Annotated in this window: 20 protein-coding genes; 18 read left to right on the top strand and 2 right to left on the bottom strand. The window is 42.9% G+C overall.

What is annotated here, in order from left to right:
- The first annotated feature begins 145 nt into the window (after positions 1–145).
- Positions 146–850 (top strand): CoA transferase subunit A, encoded by a 705-nt coding sequence (locus ACN6OV_RS05760; protein ID WP_427950618.1) that lies wholly within the window; start codon positions 146–148, stop codon positions 848–850.
- Positions 851–853: 3 nt separating this feature from the next.
- The gene (locus ACN6OV_RS05765) at positions 854–1,501 is read left to right on the top strand and encodes a 3-oxoacid CoA-transferase subunit B (protein WP_374666033.1); all 648 of its coding nucleotides are present in this window, start codon (positions 854–856) and stop codon (positions 1,499–1,501) included.
- Positions 1,502–1,752: 251 nt separating this feature from the next.
- On the opposite strand, the gene mobR is transcribed toward ACN6OV_RS05765, so the two are convergent.
- The gene (gene mobR, locus ACN6OV_RS05770) at positions 1,753–3,438 is read right to left on the bottom strand and encodes a phenol degradation transcriptional regulator MobR (RefSeq protein ID WP_427950621.1); all 1,686 of its coding nucleotides are present in this window, start codon (positions 3,436–3,438) and stop codon (positions 1,753–1,755) included.
- Positions 3,439–3,832: 394 nt separating this feature from the next.
- Between mobR and ACN6OV_RS05775 the strand changes: the two genes are divergently transcribed.
- The 10 genes from ACN6OV_RS05775 (at position 3,833) to ACN6OV_RS05820 (ending at position 13,714) form a co-directional block, all read left to right on the top strand.
- A complete protein-coding gene (locus ACN6OV_RS05775; protein ID WP_427950624.1) occupies positions 3,833–4,120 on the top strand; it encodes a phenol hydroxylase subunit in 288 nt (95 codons plus the stop codon).
- An 18-nt stretch (positions 4,121–4,138) separates the two neighbouring features.
- Entirely contained in the window at positions 4,139–5,140 is a 1,002-nt protein-coding gene (locus ACN6OV_RS05780) for an aromatic/alkene monooxygenase hydroxylase subunit beta (protein WP_427950626.1), read from the top strand.
- A 12-nt stretch (positions 5,141–5,152) separates the two neighbouring features.
- Positions 5,153–5,422: an MmoB/DmpM family protein gene (locus ACN6OV_RS05785; protein WP_374666106.1), complete on the top strand. Its 270-nt coding sequence runs from the start codon at positions 5,153–5,155 to the stop codon at positions 5,420–5,422.
- A 54-nt stretch (positions 5,423–5,476) separates the two neighbouring features.
- Positions 5,477–7,024: an aromatic/alkene/methane monooxygenase hydroxylase/oxygenase subunit alpha gene (locus tag ACN6OV_RS05790; protein ID WP_427950629.1), complete on the top strand. Its 1,548-nt coding sequence runs from the start codon at positions 5,477–5,479 to the stop codon at positions 7,022–7,024.
- Positions 7,025–7,102: 78 nt separating this feature from the next.
- Entirely contained in the window at positions 7,103–7,468 is a 366-nt protein-coding gene (locus ACN6OV_RS05795) for a phenol hydroxylase subunit P4 (RefSeq protein WP_427950632.1), read from the top strand.
- A gap of 12 nt (positions 7,469–7,480) precedes the next feature.
- Positions 7,481–8,542 (top strand): NADH:ubiquinone reductase (Na(+)-transporting) subunit F, encoded by a 1,062-nt coding sequence (locus ACN6OV_RS05800; RefSeq protein WP_427950634.1) that lies wholly within the window; start codon positions 7,481–7,483, stop codon positions 8,540–8,542.
- A 192-nt stretch (positions 8,543–8,734) separates the two neighbouring features.
- Positions 8,735–9,616 carry a SphA family protein gene (locus ACN6OV_RS05805; protein ID WP_427950637.1) on the top strand — a complete coding sequence of 294 codons (882 nt, stop codon included), beginning with the start codon at positions 8,735–8,737 and terminating at the stop codon, positions 9,614–9,616.
- Between the two features lie 240 nt (positions 9,617–9,856).
- Positions 9,857–10,801: a catechol 1,2-dioxygenase gene (catA, locus tag ACN6OV_RS05810; protein ID WP_427950640.1), complete on the top strand. Its 945-nt coding sequence runs from the start codon at positions 9,857–9,859 to the stop codon at positions 10,799–10,801.
- Positions 10,802–10,886: 85 nt separating this feature from the next.
- Positions 10,887–12,146, top strand: a complete 1,260-nt coding sequence (locus ACN6OV_RS05815; RefSeq protein WP_427950643.1) for a GTPase — start codon at positions 10,887–10,889, stop codon at positions 12,144–12,146.
- Entirely contained in the window at positions 12,143–13,714 is a 1,572-nt protein-coding gene (locus tag ACN6OV_RS05820; RefSeq protein WP_427950645.1) for a dynamin family protein, read from the top strand. Before ACN6OV_RS05815 ends, ACN6OV_RS05820 begins: the two co-directional genes overlap by 4 nt.
- Before the next feature lie 66 nt (positions 13,715–13,780).
- Here the strand turns inward: ACN6OV_RS05820 and catM are convergent, their stop codons facing one another.
- Positions 13,781–14,698, bottom strand: a complete 918-nt coding sequence (gene catM / locus ACN6OV_RS05825) for a cis,cis-muconate-binding transcription regulator CatM (protein ID WP_427950648.1) — start codon at positions 14,696–14,698, stop codon at positions 13,781–13,783.
- A gap of 103 nt (positions 14,699–14,801) precedes the next feature.
- Here catM and ACN6OV_RS05830 point away from each other — a divergent pair, with 103 nt between their 5' ends.
- The 6 genes from ACN6OV_RS05830 to pcaD all read left to right on the top strand — a co-directional run bounded on the left by ACN6OV_RS05830 (position 14,802) and on the right by pcaD (position 20,025).
- Positions 14,802–15,911 (top strand): muconate/chloromuconate family cycloisomerase, encoded by a 1,110-nt coding sequence (locus ACN6OV_RS05830; protein WP_427950651.1) that lies wholly within the window; start codon positions 14,802–14,804, stop codon positions 15,909–15,911.
- A 14-nt stretch (positions 15,912–15,925) separates the two neighbouring features.
- A complete protein-coding gene (catC, locus tag ACN6OV_RS05835; protein WP_374666059.1) occupies positions 15,926–16,216 on the top strand; it encodes a muconolactone Delta-isomerase in 291 nt (96 codons plus the stop codon).
- A gap of 204 nt (positions 16,217–16,420) precedes the next feature.
- Positions 16,421–17,092, top strand: a complete 672-nt coding sequence (locus ACN6OV_RS05840) for a 3-oxoacid CoA-transferase subunit A (protein WP_374666061.1) — start codon at positions 16,421–16,423, stop codon at positions 17,090–17,092.
- Positions 17,093–17,112: 20 nt separating this feature from the next.
- The gene (locus ACN6OV_RS05845) at positions 17,113–17,766 is read left to right on the top strand and encodes a 3-oxoacid CoA-transferase subunit B (protein WP_427950654.1); all 654 of its coding nucleotides are present in this window, start codon (positions 17,113–17,115) and stop codon (positions 17,764–17,766) included.
- Between the two features lie 216 nt (positions 17,767–17,982).
- A complete protein-coding gene (gene pcaF / locus ACN6OV_RS05850; RefSeq protein WP_427950657.1) occupies positions 17,983–19,188 on the top strand; it encodes a 3-oxoadipyl-CoA thiolase in 1,206 nt (401 codons plus the stop codon).
- A 63-nt stretch (positions 19,189–19,251) separates the two neighbouring features.
- On the top strand, positions 19,252–20,025 hold the full coding sequence (pcaD, locus tag ACN6OV_RS05855) for a 3-oxoadipate enol-lactonase (protein WP_427950660.1): 774 nt from the start codon (positions 19,252–19,254) through the stop codon (positions 20,023–20,025).
- Positions 20,026–20,283 lie beyond the last annotated feature (258 nt).

Consider the following 20,283-nt stretch of genomic DNA (forward strand, 5'->3'; position numbering starts at 1 on the left):
AATAAAGCTCAATGTTGGATGCGCAGTTCATGTTACTGCGCTGCATTATTGAGTTTTTTTTATTACACATTAAAAATAATCAATTTCCCAAACGCGCCGTGGAATGCTAGTAATAAGTCAATCAAGGACAATAAGGATTCATCGGATGAACAAAGTTGTTGCCAATGCGCAAGATGCTTTAGCGGATATTGTTAAAAATAATCAAAGTATTGCTGTAGGCGGTTTTGGTTTATGTGGCATTCCTGAAATGCTGATTGACGCCTTAAAAGACACAGGCGCGACTGGACTCACGTGTATTTCAAATAATGCGGGTACGGATGGCATTGGTTTAGGAAAACTGTTGCTCAGTAAACAAATTAAGAAAATGATTTCATCTTATGTTGGTGAAAACAAAGAGTTTGAACGTCAGTTCCTCAATGGCGAGCTTGAAGTTGAACTTACCCCACAAGGTACTTTGGCTGAAAAGTTGCGTTCTGGCGGTGCGGGAATTCCTGCGTTTTACACGCAAACTGGTGTCGGAACACTGATTGCTGAAGGCAAAGAAGTCCGTAACTTTGATGGTAAAGATTATATTTTAGAACCAACCATCACCACAGATATTGCGCTCGTTAAAGCCTATAAGGCTGATAAAGCCGGAAACTTAGTATTCCGTAAAACAGCACGTAACTTTAACCCTGAATGTGCAATGGCCGGCAAAGTTACCATTGTTGAAGTTGAACAAATCGTTGAAATTGGTGAGCTCGATCCAGATGAAATTCATCTTCCGGGGATTTATGTCAATCGAATTGTCTTAAATCCAGTGCCGGAAAAACGTATAGAACAAATGACTTTAAAAGCAGCGGAGGCTTAAATCATGGCTTGGACACGCAATGAAATGGCGCAGCGCGCTGCACTCGAACTTGAAGATGGTTTTTATGTCAATCTCGGCATTGGCTTACCGACCCTTGTGGCGAATTATATCCCTGAAAATGTCAATGTCTGGTTGCAGTCTGAAAATGGCTTATTAGGCATTGGTGAGTTTCCAACGGAAGAAACGGTGGATGCAGATCTAATCAATGCTGGTAAACAAACCGTTACTGCTCGCTCTGGCGCTTCATTTTTTTCCAGCTCAGAATCTTTTGCAATGATCCGTGGTGGTCATGTCAATATTGCGATTTTAGGGGCAATGGAAGTGTCTGAAACAGGTGACCTTGCCAACTGGATGATTCCGGGTAAAAAAGTCAAAGGCATGGGCGGTGCAATGGATTTGGTTGCAGGCGTGCAAAAAATTGTTGTTCTGATGGAACATACTGCCAAAGATGGCTCGCCTAAAATTTTAAAGAAATGTGCGCTTCCACTGACTGGTCAAGGTGTGGTCAGCAGAATTATTTCTGACTTAGGTGTGTTGGATATTACCCCGAAAGGCGTTAAATTAATTGAGTTGGCCAAAGATGTGACTTTGGAACAAATTAAAGCTGCGACGGGTGTTGAATTAATTACCTCAGATCTGCAAGTGGCTTAACAGTTAAAACCGCATATAAAATAGATTGAGCGTTGAGTCGTTAATACGACTCAACGTGTTTTAGATCATTTCTAATACTTACAGGCATTTTATACGGCTATTAAACCCATAAAAAACCTCCTAATTTTTAATTTAGGAGGTTTTTTATTTTGTGAGATTACCATTCATTTTAAAAATTAGCGCATACCTATAGGCCTTTGTTATTTTTGGCAGGTGTGTTCATTGAGTGTAAATCCAAATCGGAACATATCCTAAGATTTGCCAATTTTCTTTAATCGATAATCTAAAGTTGCCCTACTCACGCCTAATAGACGCGCGGCAACGGAGACATTTTGATTACTTTTATCCATAGCCGTACGAATAATCTCTTGCTCAAGTACATCCAAAGAAAAGTTTTCATTGAATAAATCTTCGATATTGTCAAAGGCAGATGGTTGCATAAACTCTTGTCGCTCCTGCTCTTGATGCTGAGGGAATAAACTGTCCAATTTAATTTCTTGCTGATGATCGGTCAGTAAAGTTGCTCGCTCTAGCAAATTCTCTAGTTCTCGAATATTGCCAGGCCAATCATATTTCATCATAAAATTTTTAGCTTTATCACTGAGCCCTTTTAAGGTTTTGTCGTACATATTTTCAAAACGACTCAAAAAGTGGTTGATTAGCAGCGGAATATCTTCACGGCGCTCACGTAAAGGCGGGATAATCACCGGGAAAATATTCAGTCGATAATACAAATCCGCCCTAAATTTTCCGTCTTTTACCGCTTGCTCCAAGTCTTCATTGGTCGCCGCCACGATTCTGACATCCGCTTGACGTGTCCGGATATCTCCTACCCGTTCAAATTCACCTTCTTGCAGCATACGTAAAAGTGCGGCCTGTGCGCGCGGCGAAAGCTCAATCACTTCATCGAGGAAAATCGTTCCGCCATGCGCACGCTCAAACTTCCCCATTCTCGATTGTGTTGCACCAGTAAAAGCGCCCTTTTCTACCCCAAATAATTCAGATTCGATCAAGTCTGGTGGAATACACGCACAGTTGACGGCCACAAAAGGCTGCTCTTTGCGCTGACTGCCATTATGGATGCCACGTGCAAAAGCTTCTTTCCCAACGCCAGTTTCACCTTGTAGTAAAACTGCCACTTTACTGCCTGCTGCCTTTTTTAGTAAATCACAGACTTTACGATAAGCAGCGGATTCACCCACGGCATTAAACATGGTGTAATCACTTTCCGCTTCGGTATAAATATTTTTCTTTAATTCATTCAGTTCAGATTGCAATGCAATAATTTCATCCGAAACTGGATCGGGAGACATAAAACGAATCAGCTCATCCGCATTTTCCCATTCGTCCAAAGGTTTGCCGATAATTCGACAGTGCTCATCGCCTTGCGCGACACAATGGGTTTCTTGATAAATAATAGTTCGTCCCATCACAAAGCTGCTATAGCCACATGCATAGCCCAATTGCATCCAACAAGCAGGTTCATCAGAAGCACCAAATTCGCTTAAATGCACTTCTGCTTCAAATGAGTTTAACCAATTGAAATCTGCATAAAATAGATGTTCATCATGACTCAATTGAAGTTCATTCACTTCGACTTGTACCATGCCACGAATACCATGCATTTGCGGTCCCGCCATAAAGGCTTCTGCTTCATTTAAATTCGGACGTAGCTTTGAAGTCACTTCTGCATCACGCATACCCGCCTGATAGCCACAACGAATAAAAAAGCGTTTGGTTCGCTCCCATCCCAACATATCAAACAGATCTTTACGTAGAAAACCTAAAATATTGGTATGCATAAGCAGCATCCGGTTTTCATCAAACCAGATCTGTCCATGGCGTGTATCGAACACAATTTTATCGAGTAAATCTTGAATATCTTTATTTTGTTCGAGTATCTGCTTATATACCTTCACATCTTTGGCTTTGGGCATAATATCCATCCTTGGCTATATGTCATTGTGAATGCAATCTTGATCTTACCTAATTCCAACTAAAAAGCTTTACTAGCTTATTTACATATTTTCATACTTTTTAGGTATTTTAATAAATTTCTTTTATATCAATCATATATGTTTTAGCAAAATAGTCAGTAGCTGCGCTGTATTTTTATATTTTCATGCTCTTTGTTCTTTTGATGAAACCGATTGCGGTCGATATTCATCATTTCATTAAAATTTTTCCATGCTTTTACTGAAATAAAAAATAAATCATTAAATAACAACTATTTAAAAAGTTGGCACGACTTTTGGAATGTATATAACAAACCCATCATAAGAGCATGAAGCTCTAGATCAATTTTTTGATGCTGATGCGAAGGACAACAAAATGGTAGACACCAAACAGAATACTCCACTGGTCAAATATATCCGCATTACCGGCGACCGGAATGCCAAATTTGTCGAATTTGATTTTGCAATTCACGACCCGACGCTTTTTGTTGAGTTGATTCTTCCTCAACAAGCATTCCAGCATTTTTGTGAAATTAACCATGTCATTGAAATGACCCCTGAACAGCAGGCTTGGAACGATGCTCAGGAAGATAAATGGCGTTATGGCGTTGAACCCACCGTTTTAAATCATGCTCGCAATTCTGATCCAGATGATCAGGCTTAAGTCTACAAGGAGATCGTAATGACTTTAGAAATTAAAACATCCAGCTTAGAACCGATTCGTCAAACCTATGCCTATATCGAACGCCGTTTTGGCGGCAAGCCGGCGACGCGTTATCAAGAAGTGAGTTTTGATGTACAAGGTGCAACCAACTTCCATTACCGCCCCTTGTGGAAACCAGACAAAACTTTAAATGATCACACTCATACCGCTTTAGTAATGCAAGACTGGTATGCCTTTAAAGACCCGCGTCAATTTTATTATGGCGCCTATGTGCAACATCGTGCGCGTATGCAAGATACTGCTGAAAGTAATTATTCATTTTTTGAGAAACGCCAGCTGGTTGAAAACCTAAGCGATGACGTGAAACAAAAAATCATCACCTATTTATTGCCTTTTCGTTATGTCGAACAAACGGCGAACCTACACATGATGTCAGGCAGCGCTTATGGTTATGGCACTGTGATTACTCAGGCCTGTATTTTTGCTGCCATGGATCGTCTGGGGATGGCGCAGTACATTTCGCGTATTGGCTTAATGCTGGATGGCAACACAGGCGAATCCTTACAACAAGCCAAAGAGGCTTGGATAAATGATGCTGCTTGGCAGCCCTTGCGCAAACTTTGCGAACACAGCCTTACTGAGCAAGACTGGTTCAAGCTTTATGTCCTGCAAAACCTGCTGATCGATAGCATGTTACAAGAACTGGTATTTGGCCGTTTAGATCAATGGTTAGTTGAACATGGTGGTCGAGATATTGCCATTTTGACTGAATTTATGAAGGACTGTCTGACTGACTTAAGAAAATGGTCTGATACGGTTTTAAAAACCGCAGCAGCAGAGTCTGAGGACAATAAAGCTCTGATTCAAACGTGGATCGCAGAATTACTGCCACAAATCAAACAGGCTTTTAGCGCTTGGGCAGAAGCAGCACTCCCTGACGCTTCCATCGATAATGCACTCAATATCATTTTTGAGCGCAGCAAAAAAGCAGGGTTTGTTTTAATTGATTCAGCAGCATAAGGAAGAGCCGACATGACGTCTAAAGTTTATTTAGCATTACAAGATAATGATACCTCGCGCTACATCATTGAAGCGATTGAGCAGGACAATCCTGATGCCACGATTCAGTACTTGCCGGCCATGATCCGAGTCGAAAGTACCTCAGCTCTGACTATCCGTGCAGAAACCGTTTCTGAAAAACTTGGACAAGATTGGGACATTCAAGAGCTACAACTCAACATGATCACATTGGGTGGCAACGTCGATGAAGATGACGACAGCTTCACCCTGAAATGGAATTAAAAATTTAGGCCGCTTCTACGCCACCGTATTTAGATATTGAACAGGATGATCAACATGAATACCGATGTTAAAAACACCAAAACTGCTGCAAAAACAGCAACTAAAAAACTGAATGCCAAAGACCGTTACCGTATGCTGACCCGTGATCTGGACTGGGAATTTTCCTATGCAGATCGTAAAGATGCTTTTCCATACGAAGAGTTTGAAGGCATTAAAATCACCGACTGGTCAAAATGGGAAGATCCGTTCCGTTTAACCATGGATTCGTACTGGAAATATCAGGCGGAAAAAGAGAAAAAACTGTATGCCATTTTTGATGCCTTTGCACAAAATAATGGACAAATGAATGTCAGTAATGAACGCTATTTAAATGCCATCAAACTGTTTTTAACAGCAGTAACCCCGTTGGAATATCAAGCTTATCAAGGCTATGCGCATGTGGGCCGTCAATTTAGCGGCATCGGTACGCGTATTGCATCACAAATGCAATCGATTGATGAACTACGTCATGTACAAACCCAAATCCATGCTATGAGCCATTACAACAAGTTCTTTGATGGCTTCCAAGATTGGGCGCACATGCATGACCGCGTTTGGTATTTGTCGGTTCCAAAATCATTCTTTGAAGATGCACGTTCTGCTGGGCCATTTGAGTTCTTACTCGCAATTAGTTTCTCCTTTGAATATGTGCTGACCAACTTATTGTTCGTGCCATTTATGTCTGGCGCGGCGTATAACGGCGATATGGCCACCGTAACCTTTGGTTTCAGTGCACAGTCCGATGAAGCACGCCATATGACCTTAGGTTTGGAAATCGTCAAATTCCTATTGGAACAACACGAAGACAACGTGCCAATCGTACAGGAATGGATTGATAAATGGTTCTGGCGTGGTACTCGCCTGCTGTCGATTGTCGGCATGATGATGGATTACATGCTGCCAAACAAAGTCATGTCATGGAAAGAAGCGTGGGAAACCTATTTCGAAGAAGCTGGTGGTGCATTGTTTAAAGACCTCAGCCGTTACGGTATTCGCATGCCGAAATATTCCGACGTGATTGTGAAAGAAAAAGAGCATATCTCACATCAAGCATGGTGGATTTTCTACAACTTTGGCCATGCTGCCGGTTTCCATACGTGGATTCCAACCGACGAAGAAATGGATTGGTTATCTGAAAAATATCCAGACACCTTCGACAAGTATTACCGTCCGAAATGGGAACTGGCACGTAAGTTGGAAGCTGAAGGTAAACGCTTCTATAGCAATGGCTTACCACAACTGTGCCAAATCTGTCAGATTCCAATGACCTTTACGGAAATGAATGGCGACCCGACCATATTCAGTTATCGTGACAGTATTTATAAAGGTGAGCGTTATCACACCTGTTCAGACGGCTGTCATGACATTTTTGAACGTGAACCTGAAAAATATATTCAAGCTTGGCTGCCAGTGAATCAAATCTTACAAGGCAACTGCGGTGGCCCTGATTTAGAAAGTATTTTACGTGACTATTACAACTTTAACGTTGGCGCAGACAACCTCGATATTGAAGGTTCTCCAGACCAAGAGCGTTGGAGAAAATGGAAAGGCCACGTCGCTTAAAGAATAAAGGATCAGAAGTCATCTCATCGATCAACTATTTGAGATGGCTTCACACTCAAGGAATTTAGGAGTTTTCTCATGCCAGTACAAGCCATTCAACAACATTATGAATTTGATGCACTTGACGCACAAAAAAATTACGGCGACAACATGTTGCTCTATGTGGGTTGGGATCATCACACGCTATTTTGCGCTGCACATGCTTTTGTAGTTTCACCGCAACAAAGTTTACAGGATTTGATTGATCAGCAAATTCAGACTGGTTTCAATCAACATCCCGACTTTGAACATATAGATTGGTCAAAAGTGCAATTCACCTTAAATCGTCAATTATTAACTGATGTAGATTTTTCTAAGTCTTTGGCTGATTTAGGTTTTGATCATAAATCACTCCTGCGTTTCGTAACACCTGGCCTAGATGGCTACAACGGCACGCATGTATAAAGGAGACGCACCATGAGTTATCAAGTCACGATTGAACCTGTGGGCATGACCATTGAAGTGGAAGAAGATCAAACCATTTTAGATGCGGCTTTACGCCAAGGGGTATGGTTGCCCTTCGCCTGTGGGCACGGCACTTGCGGGACCTGTAAAGTTCAGGTCACCGATGGTTTTTATGACGTCGGCGAGGCATCACCTTTTGCATTGATGGACATTGAACGTGAAGAAAATAAGGTTTTGGCCTGCTGCTGCAAGCCAGAATCTGACATGGTGATTGAAGCGGATATAGATGAGGATGAAGATTTCTTGGGCTATTTGGTTCAGGACTACCAAGCCAAAGTCTTAGACATTAAAGACCTATCACCGACCATTAAAGGAGTCCGCTTGCAGATTGACCGTGCAATGGATTTTCAGGCTGGTCAATACATCAATATTCAATTTCCCGATATTGAAGGAACACGTGCTTTTTCAATTGCCAACTCACCAAGTGAATCCGGCGTGATTGAATTGCATATTCGCCAAGTCCAAGGCGGCGCTGCAACCACCTATGTACACGAATCCCTGCAAGTTGGTGATGAACTGGATATCTCAGGGCCTTATGGACAATTCTTTGTCCGCAAGTCTGATGAAAAAGACGTCATTTTTATCGCCGGTGGTTCAGGCCTGTCCAGTCCACAATCAATGATTTTGGATTTATTAGAGCAAAGTGATTCCCGAACCATTTACCTCTTCCAAGGTGCGCGTGATGTGGCTGAACTTTATAACCGTGACATCTTCGAGCAACTGACCAAGGACTATCCAAACTTCCGTTATATCCCAGCGCTCAATGCACCTAAAGCTGAAGATAACTGGACGGGTTTTACAGGTTATGTGCACGAAGCGGTGGCTGATTATTTTGAAAATAAGTGCAGTGGACACAAAGCTTATCTCTGCGGCCCACCGCCGATGATTGATGCAGCAATTTCAACCTTAATGCAAAGCCGTTTATTTGAAAAAGATATTCATACCGAACGCTTCTTAAGTGCAGCAGACGGTGCTACAGCAACCGCTCGATCAGCCTTATTCAAACACATTTAATGCATCACGGCGATGGCTGAAAGGTGTTTAAGATTTCGATACATGGAACCGATTTTTATGGGTTCTCCTGCTTTCGAATGCTCTGTTGCATGTCCGTTCCAGAGCATTCGGAGTGAACAAGCCATAAACATTTTATTGCTACGCTATCGACCTCAACCTGTGTCATCACAACATCATTGAAAAGGATTTTCTATGAAAAAACTGACTTTAAAACTCTCTTTGCCCCTGCTCATGGGCTTGAGCAGTACATTGGCATTTGCAACAGAAAATGGTGCCGATTCCTTTGCCCTAGGTGCTGAAGGCATGATGGCCGGTGCATTACCACCACCGGGTGTTTACTTACTCACTTATTATCAAAACTATCATGCCAGTCAGATGGACAATGGCCCTCCAAATTTTCATTTAGATGTGAATGCTATTATTCCGCGTTTGGTCTGGATGACAGAACAAAATTATCTGGGTGGGCAACTCGGCTTCTATGCCGCACAGCCGTTTGTTGATCTCAGGCTCAGCGCCGCAGGTATGTCCGATCAGAACAGTGCCCTCGGTGATTTAATTGTCGGTTCAATGCTCGGTTGGCACAGTGGCAACCACCACTGGATCGGTGCAATTGAAGGTGTGGTCGCGACAGGAAAATATGATACGCCTACCGCAACGCAGCCCGTGGTTGCCAATATTGGTAAGAATTACAACACCATTCGCCCGATTATTGCCTATACCTATGCACCCGCAAATGGTTTAGACATTTCCACCAAACTGTCGTACAGCTTTAATGATGAAAATGACGACACCCATTATCAATCTGGAGAGTATTTTGCGGGTGATTACAGCGTGGGCTATAAGCTGACAGAGCATGTCAAAGTTGCTGTGGAAGGCTATGCCTTTAAACAAACCAAGTCCGACAAATTACGAGATGAAAATATTGGCATGCGAGGACAAGTCTTGGCCGTAGGTCCTGCGTTACAGTATCAAGATAAAAACTGGTCGATTGAAGCCAAGTATTTAAAAGAAACCAAGGTGGAAAATCGCCCCGAAGGACATACCAGCTACTTAAAGTTTGTTTGGGCTTTTTAACACAGGATGTATAGACGGGATTTACTTTTGCGCTCAATCCGTAAGTCCCTAAAATCAATATACCTTTTTAGTATTTAAAGATACCAGAACGAGACTAGATAAGGGTATTACATTTAAATTAAGGTATATATCAACAATCATTCAATAAACAGTATCAGGATCGATGCAAGCTTCACTCATCAAATGGTTTAAAAAATATGATGTGAAAGCCAGCATGATGGCAATATTAAGGAGATCGCCATGACAGACGCAAATGTTAGAATTTTCGACACGGAAGAAGTACAGAACTTTATCAACTTGCTCAGCGGACTTGAGCAAGAAGGTGGAAACCCGCGTACTAAACAAATCATTCACCGTGTGGTTTCTGACTTATTTAAAACCATTGAAGATTTAGACATTACATCTGACGAATATTGGGCTGCAATTGCCTATATCAACCAATTGGGTACAAGTCATGAAGCGGGCTTACTTTCTCCAGGTTTAGGTTTTGATCATTTCTTAGATATGCGCATGGATGCAGCCGATGCAGCATTAGGCATTGACAACCCAACACCGCGTACTATTGAAGGCCCTCTTTATGTTGCTGGTGCGCCTGTATCACAAGGTTTTGCCCGCATGGATGATGGCAGTGATCCAAATGGTCATACGCTCATTTTGCATGGCACAATTTACAATGCAGACGGTCAACCGATTCCAAATGCACAAGTTGAAATTTGGCATGCCAATACCAAAGGTTTCTATTCACACTTTGACCCAACTGGCGAACAAACACCATTCAACATGCGCCGTACCATTATGACCGATGCACAAGGTCATTATCGTGTACAAACAATTCTACCAGCAGGTTATGGCTGCCCACCAGAAGGTCCAACACAGCAATTGCTGAATCAATTAGGCCGCCACGGTAACCGCCCTGCACACATCCACTTCTTCGTGTCTGCGGACGGTCATCGTAAACTGACAACGCAAATCAACGTGGCTGGCGACCCGTACACTTATGATGACTTTGCTTATGCAACCCGTGAAGGTTTGGTAGTTGAAGCGGTTGAACATACAGATGCAGCAGCAAGCCAAGCCAATGGCGTTGAAGGTCCATTTGCTGAAATGGTATTTGACCTGAAACTCAGCCGTCTTGTCGATGGTGTCGATAACCAAGTGGTCGACCGCCCTCGCCTGCAAGCTTGATGCAGTAAAAAGTAATATTTTGAATCTTGAAATCAGGCTAGCTGTCACAGCTTAGCCTGATTTATTTTATGGAAAAGATATAAATATGGATATTCATACTTTTGAGGCAGCGACCCATGAAATTTTAGCTGTTCTCCCTACATACAACCTGCCTTTGACTCGACTGCGCGCCATCGTACAAGCAGGCCAACTCCCAACAGTGACGGTAATTGGTAAATATAACCATGGTAAAAGCCGGCTGTTAAATGAACTGATTGGCGATGATATTTTCTCGGTTGCAGATAAGCGAGAAACTACAACCTTGTCCGAACATCTGCAGCACAATATCCGTTGGTTAGATGCGCCCGGCTTGGATGCCGATGTGGCGACACTCGATGATCAACATGCCCAAGATGCCATGTGGAATAAAGCCGATATCCGCTTAATGATCCATTCAGTACGTGAGGGTGAATTTGATCCTTATGAACTCCAGTTATTTCAGCAATTCGAACATGATGCTACACAAACCCAGCGCCAAAGCGTTTTAGTGCTGACTCAAATTGACCAGATCCCAGATCCAGCTGTTTTAACGCACATTATTGACAGTATTCAAAAACAAGCGCCGGCTGCCACTGTTCTGCCTGTGTCAGCAACACGTCATCGTCAAGGTATAGAAAATTCTAAAGCACTGCTGGTACAACGCAGCGGCATCCCTGAGTTACAACAAACACTCAGCCGCATGATTGAAAAAGTGCCCGCTGTCCGCCAATTTGAAAAAAATAAAATCTTTACGGATCTCACAGCACAATTGTCGCAGCTGCAACAAACCACTCAGGCCAATATTCAGCAACTCAGCGCAACTCTAGACCATCAACGCCAAACCTTTGAGCATGATCTGAATCAAGTTCTGGATAAAGTCCGTGAAGACTTACAACCGATTCTGCACGTTTCTGGACAGGATGATTCTCTAGAACCTGACTCCTTTGCCAATATGTATAAAGTGACCGCAGGAAAACGTGATCGCAACCGCATTCAAGTGGCGTATTCCCGTGCCTGCATCGATATCAATAGCCATTTGGTGCGCTACGGCGTGGTCGGTTTGCCGGATACACAAAAAAGCAATGTCCGCAGTCTGGACACGGTCATGGTTGCGGTGATGGGGATTTCGGTCAAACTGCGCAAAGACTTAAAGCTTATTTTTGAGGACGAATCAGGACGTCAGCGTTTACACCGTGAATTTGCCCATTATTTTGAAGTCTCCGCTGATCGGATGCATTTGAAAGAGCAATTACAAGACTTGCAACAGCAACTTCAACAGATCCAACAAGCCCAACAGGCCTCAGCCAATTTGGAGCTTGCATCATGATCCATGACCCGATTCAAACCTTGATTCATGCCACCGAAGCTTTTGATCAGCCAGAGCAAAACATCCTGCTGCATTTAAATAAAATGCAGGCTTGGCATCAGCAATTGGCGATCAATCTTAATCATCAGCGCCTAAATAGCAGCGGACTGGTTTTTCACAGCCCAATAGCTCAAGACATCGCCGCCCTCAATGCACAGCTCGAACATTACCTTGACAATTGGGAAGCGCAATTAGAGACGCTGCAAGCTGCGCAATCGGTTGCAGCGCATTTTGACGATAAAATTATTTTGCTGATTTTTGGAAAATTCAACGCAGGTAAAAGTTCATTATGTAATGTATTGGCTGAATGTTTTCGCAGACGGCAGCAAAGTGTTGACTATTTTTATCTCGATGCGGGTGAAATTATTGAAAGCCACGAGCACTTTAAGGAAGGCGCGACTGAAACTACCACACGCTTACAAGGGGTTTGTCTCGGCAAAAATTTGATTTTGCTCGACACCCCGGGCCTGCATTCAGTTACACCAGAAAATGCCGCATTGACCCAACGCTTTTTGGACAGTGCCGATGGCGTACTGTGGTTAAGCAGTTCATCCTCCCCCGGTCAGGTCAAAGAATTGGCGGCTCTAGGGCAGGAGTTACGCCGACACAAACCGTTATTGCCCGTGATTACCCGCAGTGATTATTTTGAAGAAGATGAAGTGGATGGCGATATTTGCCAAGTCTTATGCAATAAAAATACTGATCAACGTTATCTGCAAGAAACCGATGTGCATACCCGCGCGATTGATCAGCTCATCGACATGCAGGTTGATCCTGTCTTGCTGCAATCCCCGATTTCAACTTCTTCGCAAATGCTGAAAAATGCGGACTTCGATGATCAAGCCATGCAAAGTGCCGGCTTTAACCGTTTATTTGATGCACTGCTGCATTTGATTCAACCTGCTTTGGCCTATAAACAGCGCAAACCTGCGGAAGCCTTGCTGCATCATTTGCAGGAACAAATCTTAGCGCCTTTACAGTTGGAAGTTGTACCGCAACTGCATCAATTGCAACAGCATCTAGACAATGCCAGTAATGCATTGGCGCAGCACAAAGAGCAGATCATGACGCAAACATGGCGCAGCATGATTGCAAGCTTGCCGAGCCTATTGGAACAATATGCTGAGCAGCAAGCTGTGAATGAACTGTATAGCGCACTGACACAGCAGGCGCAACAGCTTCTATCACAGCAGATTTCGAGTCATTTGGTTGATTATCAGCTGCATCATGCACCGCTCGAACCCTTGCAGCCCGCTGAGCATCTGACCTATGAAATCATTTATACAGACGATGGTAAAGACATTTTAGCCATTGGCCATGACCGCTTATATCGCGAAATTTCACAAGGCTTATGGCAGCAACTTGACCGCTATACCGATGAGGTTATTGCGCAGTGCCAAAGGGTACTGACCAATATTCAAGAGCAAATTGAAACCATTCAGCAAGGTTTGATCAATGACGAACAAGAGCTACAGTACATTGCACAGCATTTAAGGACGAAGGATTTAGCGCCAGTGTCATTACTATAGAGAAATTATCGGGAGATTTTGAAGCAACTGCATGGATAATATGGGTGTCAAACTCATTGCACCACATTAATCTTCATTCAGCTGAATCGGTCTCCCTTCTTCCTCAAACACTTGTCTAATGCATTCTAAAATATTAGGAATATAGGCGCTCTGATCCATATTCCGAACTGACAAAGAAATTGGGCTATAAGCTTCCAAATCTAAAATTGGAATATAGATTAAATTTTTCATCCCAATATCACTGGCGCTTTCAGGAATTAAACAAATCCCCTCACCAGAAGACACCAAACCGAGCGCTAAATGGATTTCACGCACTTCGATCAGCTTTTTCGGCACCAAACCCAATTCCGTAAAAATAGACTGAATCAAAGTTGAAAAATTAGGTTTCGGCGTGATTGGATAAGAAAAAATCGACTCATCGAGAATTTGCGATAAATACACACCGCTATCGATAAACTCTGCCAAATGATGATTTTTATGCACCGCCAGTTTAAGCCGTTCTTTGCGCAATAAGAGGCGCTTAATAGATGGGTCAGTTAATCTTAAACGCCCAAAACCGATATCAATTTTACCGGCTTTTAAGGCTTCAATCTGATCGCGTGTTCCGCACTCGATTAATTCCACATGAATGTCTGGATGACGCTGTCGAAATAAATAGATGATTTGCGGCAACAAGGCATACAGCAATGAACTGACATAACCAATTCGCACTGTTTTATCTACAGCATTGATACGCTGAGCCATGGAAGTCGCTTGTGCGGTATGAGTTAAAATCTGCACAGCATGCTCATAAAAGAACATACCTGCCTCGGTCGCTTTGACTGGACGAGACCCACGTTCAAATAAAGTAATGCCTAATTCTTCTTCTAACTTTTGAATTTGCCGGCTCAAAGGCGGCTGGGCAATGCACAACTTTTCGGCCGCTTTGGTGATGCTTTGCTCTTCTACCACCGTCACAAAATAGCGTAGATGTCTTAATTCCATTTATATACCTTTTAAGTATTCAAAAATACCGATTTGGCTCTGGTTTAAGATATTACATTAACTTAGGGTATATAAACAGATTAACACTGAAGAAAGATTTGCAATGTATAAGTCCATAGAAACATTGCTTGTTGAGATCCCAACCATCCGTCCGCATAAGATGGCGGTTGCAACAATGCAAACACAAACCTTAGTACTGGTGAAAGTAAGCACGGAAGACGGCTTTATCGGCTGGGGCGAAGCGACCACAATTGGTGGCTTAGGCTATGGCGAAGAAAGTCCTGAAAGTGTTAAAACCAATATTGAAACCTATTTTGCGCCCTTATTAAAAACCTTAAATGGTTTAAACGTCGCACAAACGATGCAAATCATTAACCGTAATATTAATGGCAACCGTTTTGCGAAATGCGCTATTCAAACGGCTTTATTAGATATTCAAGCGCAGCGCCTAGGCTTGCCTTTAAGTGAAGTGTTAGGCGGCCGTTTGCGTGACAGTATTTCAGTCTTATGGGTGCTGGCTTCTGGTAATACTGAAAAAGACATTGCTGAAGCGCAAAAAATGATTGCCAGCAAACGTCACAATGTGTTCAAACTCAAAATTGGTTCACGCCCTGTGGAACAAGATGTTGAACATGTACTGGCGATCAAAAAAGCCTTGGGTAATGACGTTTCCATTCGTGTCGATGTCAATCGCGCTTGGTCTGAATTGACTGCGATTAAAGGCATTCAAATGCTGCAAGATGGCGGTGTTGACCTGATTGAGCAGCCTTGCGCGATCAATAATATCGATGCCATGGAGCGCTTAACCCGCAAATTCGATATCGCCATCATGGCAGATGAATCCCTAATGGGTCCGCAAAGCGCCTATGAATTGGCAAAACGCAATGCAGCCTCTGTTTTTGCCGTCAAAATTGCACAATCAGGCGGTTTAATTGAAGGCTGTGAAGTTGGGAAAATTGCCAATCTTGCAGGTATCGACCTGTACGGCGGCACCATGCTGGAAGGCCCTGTCGGCACGATTGCTTCTGCACACGTATTTTCAACCTTCAGCAATTTAGCGTACGGCACTGAATTATTTGGTCCATTGCTGCTGACTGAACAAATTTTAAAAACTCCACTTCAATACGAAAATTTTGAGCTGAAAATCCCAACAGGTTTAGGCTTAGGTATTGAATTGGATCAAGACAAAATCGACAACTTACGTCGTCAATAATTGAAGGAGACATCATGCTTTTCCAAGTCAAAATGGACGTTAATATCCCGTTAGATATGCCAAGCGATAAAGCCAATGAAATTAAAGCGGTTGAAAAGGCTTATTCTCAAGATTTGCAGCGACAAGGCAAATGGCGTCATATTTGGCGTATTACTGGTCAATATTCCAACATCAGTATTTTTGATGTTGAGAGCAATGAAGAGTTGCACAATATTCTGCAAGGCTTACCGCTCTATCCTTACATGGATATTCAAGTGACAGCCTTGAACCGTCATCCTTCTTCAATTCGTGAAGATGACAGCTGATAAAAAAATCAAACCACTCTAATACCTTAGAGTGGTTTGAATCCATTTTAGAAACTGCTATTCATAGCTGAATGATTCAACAGCAAAGCTTCAAATGAAGGCTCAATTTTTAAAGTGATGACAACACCATAATTTTTATGCATAAGTATTTTGAAGCGATATTTACGCATAGCAATTCATGAAAATGCAGATAGGGTTAGCCATATGATTGATAAAAGTTCAACTTCCCTTGTGGAAGTCCTTTCCCAGATTAAAGACGGTTCAACCGTCATGATTGGCGGTTTCGGTACAGCAGGACAGCCTGCGGAACTGATTGATGGCCTGATTGAACTTGGCATCAAAGACCTAGTTATTGTCAACAACAATGCAGGCAACGGCGACTATGGTTTAGCCAAACTCCTAAAATCTGGTGCAGTGCGTAAAATCATTTGTTCATTCCCGCGCCAGTCCGATTCATGGGTATTTGACGAGCTGTACCGTGCAGGAAAAATTGAACTTGAACTGGTACCGCAAGGCAACTTAGCGTGCCGTATTCAAGCTGCCGGCATGGGACTTGGCCCAATTTATACACCTACAGGTTTTGGTACGTTGCTGGCAGAAGGCAAACCAACCATGAACTATGAAGGTAAAGATTATGTTTTGGAAAACCCGATTCGTGCTGACTTCGCTTTAATCAAAGCACAGCAAGGCGACCGCTGGGGCAACTTGGTGTACCGAAAATCTGCACGTAACTTTGGCCCAATCATGGCCATGGCGGCAGATGTAACCATTGCGCAAGTGTCGGAAGTGGTAGAACTTGGCGCGCTTGATCCAGAACATATCATCACCCCAGGGATTTTTGTTCAACACGTTGTTCAAGTTAAACCTGCTCAATAATTGGATACGGAGATTTAAAAATGAGTTATACCAAATTAAGCCGTGATCAAATTGCTGAACGTGTGGCGCGAGACATTCCTGATGGCGCTTATGTCAACTTGGGCATCGGTTTACCGACGAAGATTTCAAATTACTTACCTTCAGACAAAGATGTATTTCTACACTCTGAAAATGGTTTATTGGCATTCGGTCCACCACCGGCAAAAGGTGAAGAAGACCCTGAACTGATCAATGCGGGCAAAGAATTTGTCACTATGCTCACTGGCGGTGCTTTTTTCCATCACGGTGATTCATTTGCCATGATGCGTGGTGGTCACTTAGATATTGCGGTATTGGGCGCATTCCAAATTGCTGAAAATGGTGACCTTGCAAACTGGCATACAGGCGCACCAGATGCGATTCCTGCAGTCGGTGGTGCAATGGATTTAGCGGTTGGTGCGAAAAAAGTCTTCATTACCACTGATCATGTAACGAAAAAAGGCGAACCGAAAATCGTTGCTGAATTGACCTACCCCGCAACAGGCCTGAAATGCGTAGACCGCGTTTATACTGACCTTTGCGTGATTGATGTGACTGCGGAAGGGATGAAAGTGATTGAGAAAGTTGAAGGCCTTTCATTTGATGAATTGCAGTCAATGACAGGTGCAAAATTGATTGATGCAACTCATCCATAAAATTAGCATTGCCGCAAATTACGACAATGCTCAGAAGATTTTTGTATAGGCGATTACCTTACTTTTCAAAGATGAAAAGTAACAAAAATCTTTGTTGAACAGAGGAGGCATCCTTACCCCCCTGTTCAACGAGGCGACATCCATGTCGCCAACGCGAAATACCTATAGTGAATTGGTCGAATTTAGCCAGACATGGATTAAAGGACAATATTTAAAATGAAAAACGCATACATTATTGATGCCATCCGCACCCCATTCGGACGTTATGCAGGCGGTCTTGCACCCGTCCGTGCAGACGATCTTGGCGCATTACCCATCAAAGCATTGATGGAACGCAATCCATCAGTGAATTGGGAATTGGTAGACGATGTCATTTTTGGCTGTGCCAACCAAGCGGGTGAAGATAACCGAAATGTCGGTCGTATGTCTGCACTTTTGGCAGGTGTGCCCTATCAAGTCCCTGCAACTACAGTAAACCGTTTATGTGGTTCATCTTTAGATGCTGTAGCTATGGCAGCACGTGCAATCAAAGCAGGCGAAGCAGATTTAATTATCGCTGGCGGTGTAGAAAGCATGAGCCGTGCACCCTTGGTTATGGGTAAATCTGATTCTGCTTTTGGTCGTGCTCAGAAACTTGAAGACACCACCATGGGCTGGCGTTTTATTAATCCAAAACTGAAAGAAATGTATGGTGTAGATACCATGCCGCAAACGGCTGAAAATGTCGCGGAACAATTCAACATTAACCGTGCCGATCAAGATCAATTTGCTTTGACCAGCCAACAGCGCACAGCAGCGGCGCAAGCCAAAGGTTTCTTCAAAAAAGAAATCATTGCCGTGACGATTCCACAGCGTAAAGGCGATGCGATTGTGGTTGATACCGATGAACATCCTCGCGCTTCAACCACACTGGAAGGCTTAAACAAATTAAAACCTGTAGTGAAGGCAGACGGTACGGTAACGGCAGGCAATGCTTCAGGTATTAACGATGGTGCTGCTGCCCTGCTCATTGCATCAGAGGATGCAGTTGAAAAGTACAGCTTAAAGGCGCGTGCCAAAATTATTGGTGCAACCACTGTTGGTGTTGAACCGCGCATTATGGGTTTTGGCCCTGCACCTGCGATTAAAAAATTGCTTGCTCAAACAGGCTTAACACTTGAGCAAATGGATGTAATTGAGCTGAATGAAGCTTTTGCAGCGCAAGCTTTAGCCGTCACTCGTGATCTCGGTTTAGCTGATGGTTCAGAAAAAGTAAACCCAAATGGCGGTGCAATTGCAATTGGTCATCCACTCGGTGCATCGGGCGCGCGTTTGGTTACAACCGCATTAAATCAGCTTGAAGCAACAAATGGTCAATATGCACTGTGTTCAATGTGTATTGGTGTCGGTCAAGGCATTGCGCTGATTATTGAACGCGTTTAAGAAATTGATTTCTTCTCTCTCCTTTTTAAAAGGAGAGAGAAGAAGGATTAAAAGGAAAAGAATATGCCAACATTTACATCCAACGATGCCGAAATTAACTACCAAACATTTGGTGATGCCAACAAGCCAGCAATTATCTTTTCAAATTCGCTCGGCACAAAATACAGCATGTGGCAGCCGCAAATCGATGCGCTGCAAAATGATTTTTTTGTGATTTGCTACGATACCCGCGGCCACGGTGCATCTTCTGCACCTCAAGGTCCATATACCATAGAACAATTGGGTCAAGATGTGAGCAATCTGCTGGATCATTTAAATGTTAAAAAAGCCAGTTTCTGTGGAATTTCAATGGGCGGACTCACAGGTCAGTGGCTTGCCATCCATAAACCCGAATATTTTAACCATGTGATTGTATGCAATACCGCAGCAAAAGTCGGTCAAGAACAAGCATGGAATGAGCGTGCCGCATTGGTACGTGAACAAGGTTTACAGCCCATTGCAGCAACGGCTGCATCACGCTGGTTCACCGAACGCTTTATCCAAAGCCAAGCAGCAATTGTAGAATCTTTAAGTAACGACTTAGCAGCTGGCAGCGCAGAAGGTTATGCAAGCTGTTGCGAAGCTTTGGCTAAAGCTGATTTACGTGAAGAATTAAAAAATATTAAGGTACCTGTTTTGGTGATCGCTGGTCAACAAGACCCTGTAACCACAGTTGTAGATGGCCAATTTATGGTTGATCGTATTCCAAACAGTCAATTATTTGAAATTAATGCTTCTCATATTTCAAATATCGAATGTCCAAATGAGTTTACCCAAGCAATCCGTAACGTCATTTAATTCGATTGAGCCCCTTTTTATTTCTTTATTTTTGAGCCAGTGCACTGGTTAAACCTTGCACTGGATTATCTAAATTAGGAAATGATTCATTGTCTCTTCAAAAAAACTCCACACAAAAAGCTCACTTCAAAGTGGGCTTTAATCTGTTGCTCTATCCAGACCAAAATTGAAGAATTCAATAATATAGCCAAATCCTAAAAACTATAGAACAATAGAGATATGGGATATTCAAAAGATTTTAAAGATAAAGTCATAGAA

This window comes from Acinetobacter sp. (assembly GCF_050285345.1).
Classification (GTDB): domain Bacteria; phylum Pseudomonadota; class Gammaproteobacteria; order Pseudomonadales; family Moraxellaceae; genus Acinetobacter.

Bases quoted from the DNA above. Each gene is read 5' to 3' on its own strand.
- ACN6OV_RS05760 (WP_427950618.1), top strand. From the start codon at position 146: ATGAACAAAGTTGTTGCCAATGCGCAAGATGCTTTAGCGGATATTGTT.
- ACN6OV_RS05765 (WP_374666033.1), top strand. From the start codon at position 854: ATGGCTTGGACACGCAATGAAATGGCGCAGCGCGCTGCACTCGAACTT.
- mobR (WP_427950621.1), bottom strand. From the start codon at position 3,438: ATGCCCAAAGCCAAAGATGTGAAGGTATATAAGCAGATACTCGAACAA.
- ACN6OV_RS05775 (WP_427950624.1), top strand. From the start codon at position 3,833: ATGGTAGACACCAAACAGAATACTCCACTGGTCAAATATATCCGCATT.
- ACN6OV_RS05780 (WP_427950626.1), top strand. From the start codon at position 4,139: ATGACTTTAGAAATTAAAACATCCAGCTTAGAACCGATTCGTCAAACC.
- ACN6OV_RS05785 (WP_374666106.1), top strand. From the start codon at position 5,153: ATGACGTCTAAAGTTTATTTAGCATTACAAGATAATGATACCTCGCGC.
- ACN6OV_RS05790 (WP_427950629.1), top strand. From the start codon at position 5,477: ATGAATACCGATGTTAAAAACACCAAAACTGCTGCAAAAACAGCAACT.
- ACN6OV_RS05795 (WP_427950632.1), top strand. From the start codon at position 7,103: ATGCCAGTACAAGCCATTCAACAACATTATGAATTTGATGCACTTGAC.
- ACN6OV_RS05800 (WP_427950634.1), top strand. From the start codon at position 7,481: ATGAGTTATCAAGTCACGATTGAACCTGTGGGCATGACCATTGAAGTG.
- ACN6OV_RS05805 (WP_427950637.1), top strand. From the start codon at position 8,735: ATGAAAAAACTGACTTTAAAACTCTCTTTGCCCCTGCTCATGGGCTTG.
- catA (WP_427950640.1), top strand. From the start codon at position 9,857: ATGACAGACGCAAATGTTAGAATTTTCGACACGGAAGAAGTACAGAAC.
- ACN6OV_RS05815 (WP_427950643.1), top strand. From the start codon at position 10,887: ATGGATATTCATACTTTTGAGGCAGCGACCCATGAAATTTTAGCTGTT.
- ACN6OV_RS05820 (WP_427950645.1), top strand. From the start codon at position 12,143: ATGATCCATGACCCGATTCAAACCTTGATTCATGCCACCGAAGCTTTT.
- catM (WP_427950648.1), bottom strand. From the start codon at position 14,698: ATGGAATTAAGACATCTACGCTATTTTGTGACGGTGGTAGAAGAGCAA.
- ACN6OV_RS05830 (WP_427950651.1), top strand. From the start codon at position 14,802: ATGTATAAGTCCATAGAAACATTGCTTGTTGAGATCCCAACCATCCGT.
- catC (WP_374666059.1), top strand. From the start codon at position 15,926: ATGCTTTTCCAAGTCAAAATGGACGTTAATATCCCGTTAGATATGCCA.
- ACN6OV_RS05840 (WP_374666061.1), top strand. From the start codon at position 16,421: ATGATTGATAAAAGTTCAACTTCCCTTGTGGAAGTCCTTTCCCAGATT.
- ACN6OV_RS05845 (WP_427950654.1), top strand. From the start codon at position 17,113: ATGAGTTATACCAAATTAAGCCGTGATCAAATTGCTGAACGTGTGGCG.
- pcaF (WP_427950657.1), top strand. From the start codon at position 17,983: ATGAAAAACGCATACATTATTGATGCCATCCGCACCCCATTCGGACGT.
- pcaD (WP_427950660.1), top strand. From the start codon at position 19,252: ATGCCAACATTTACATCCAACGATGCCGAAATTAACTACCAAACATTT.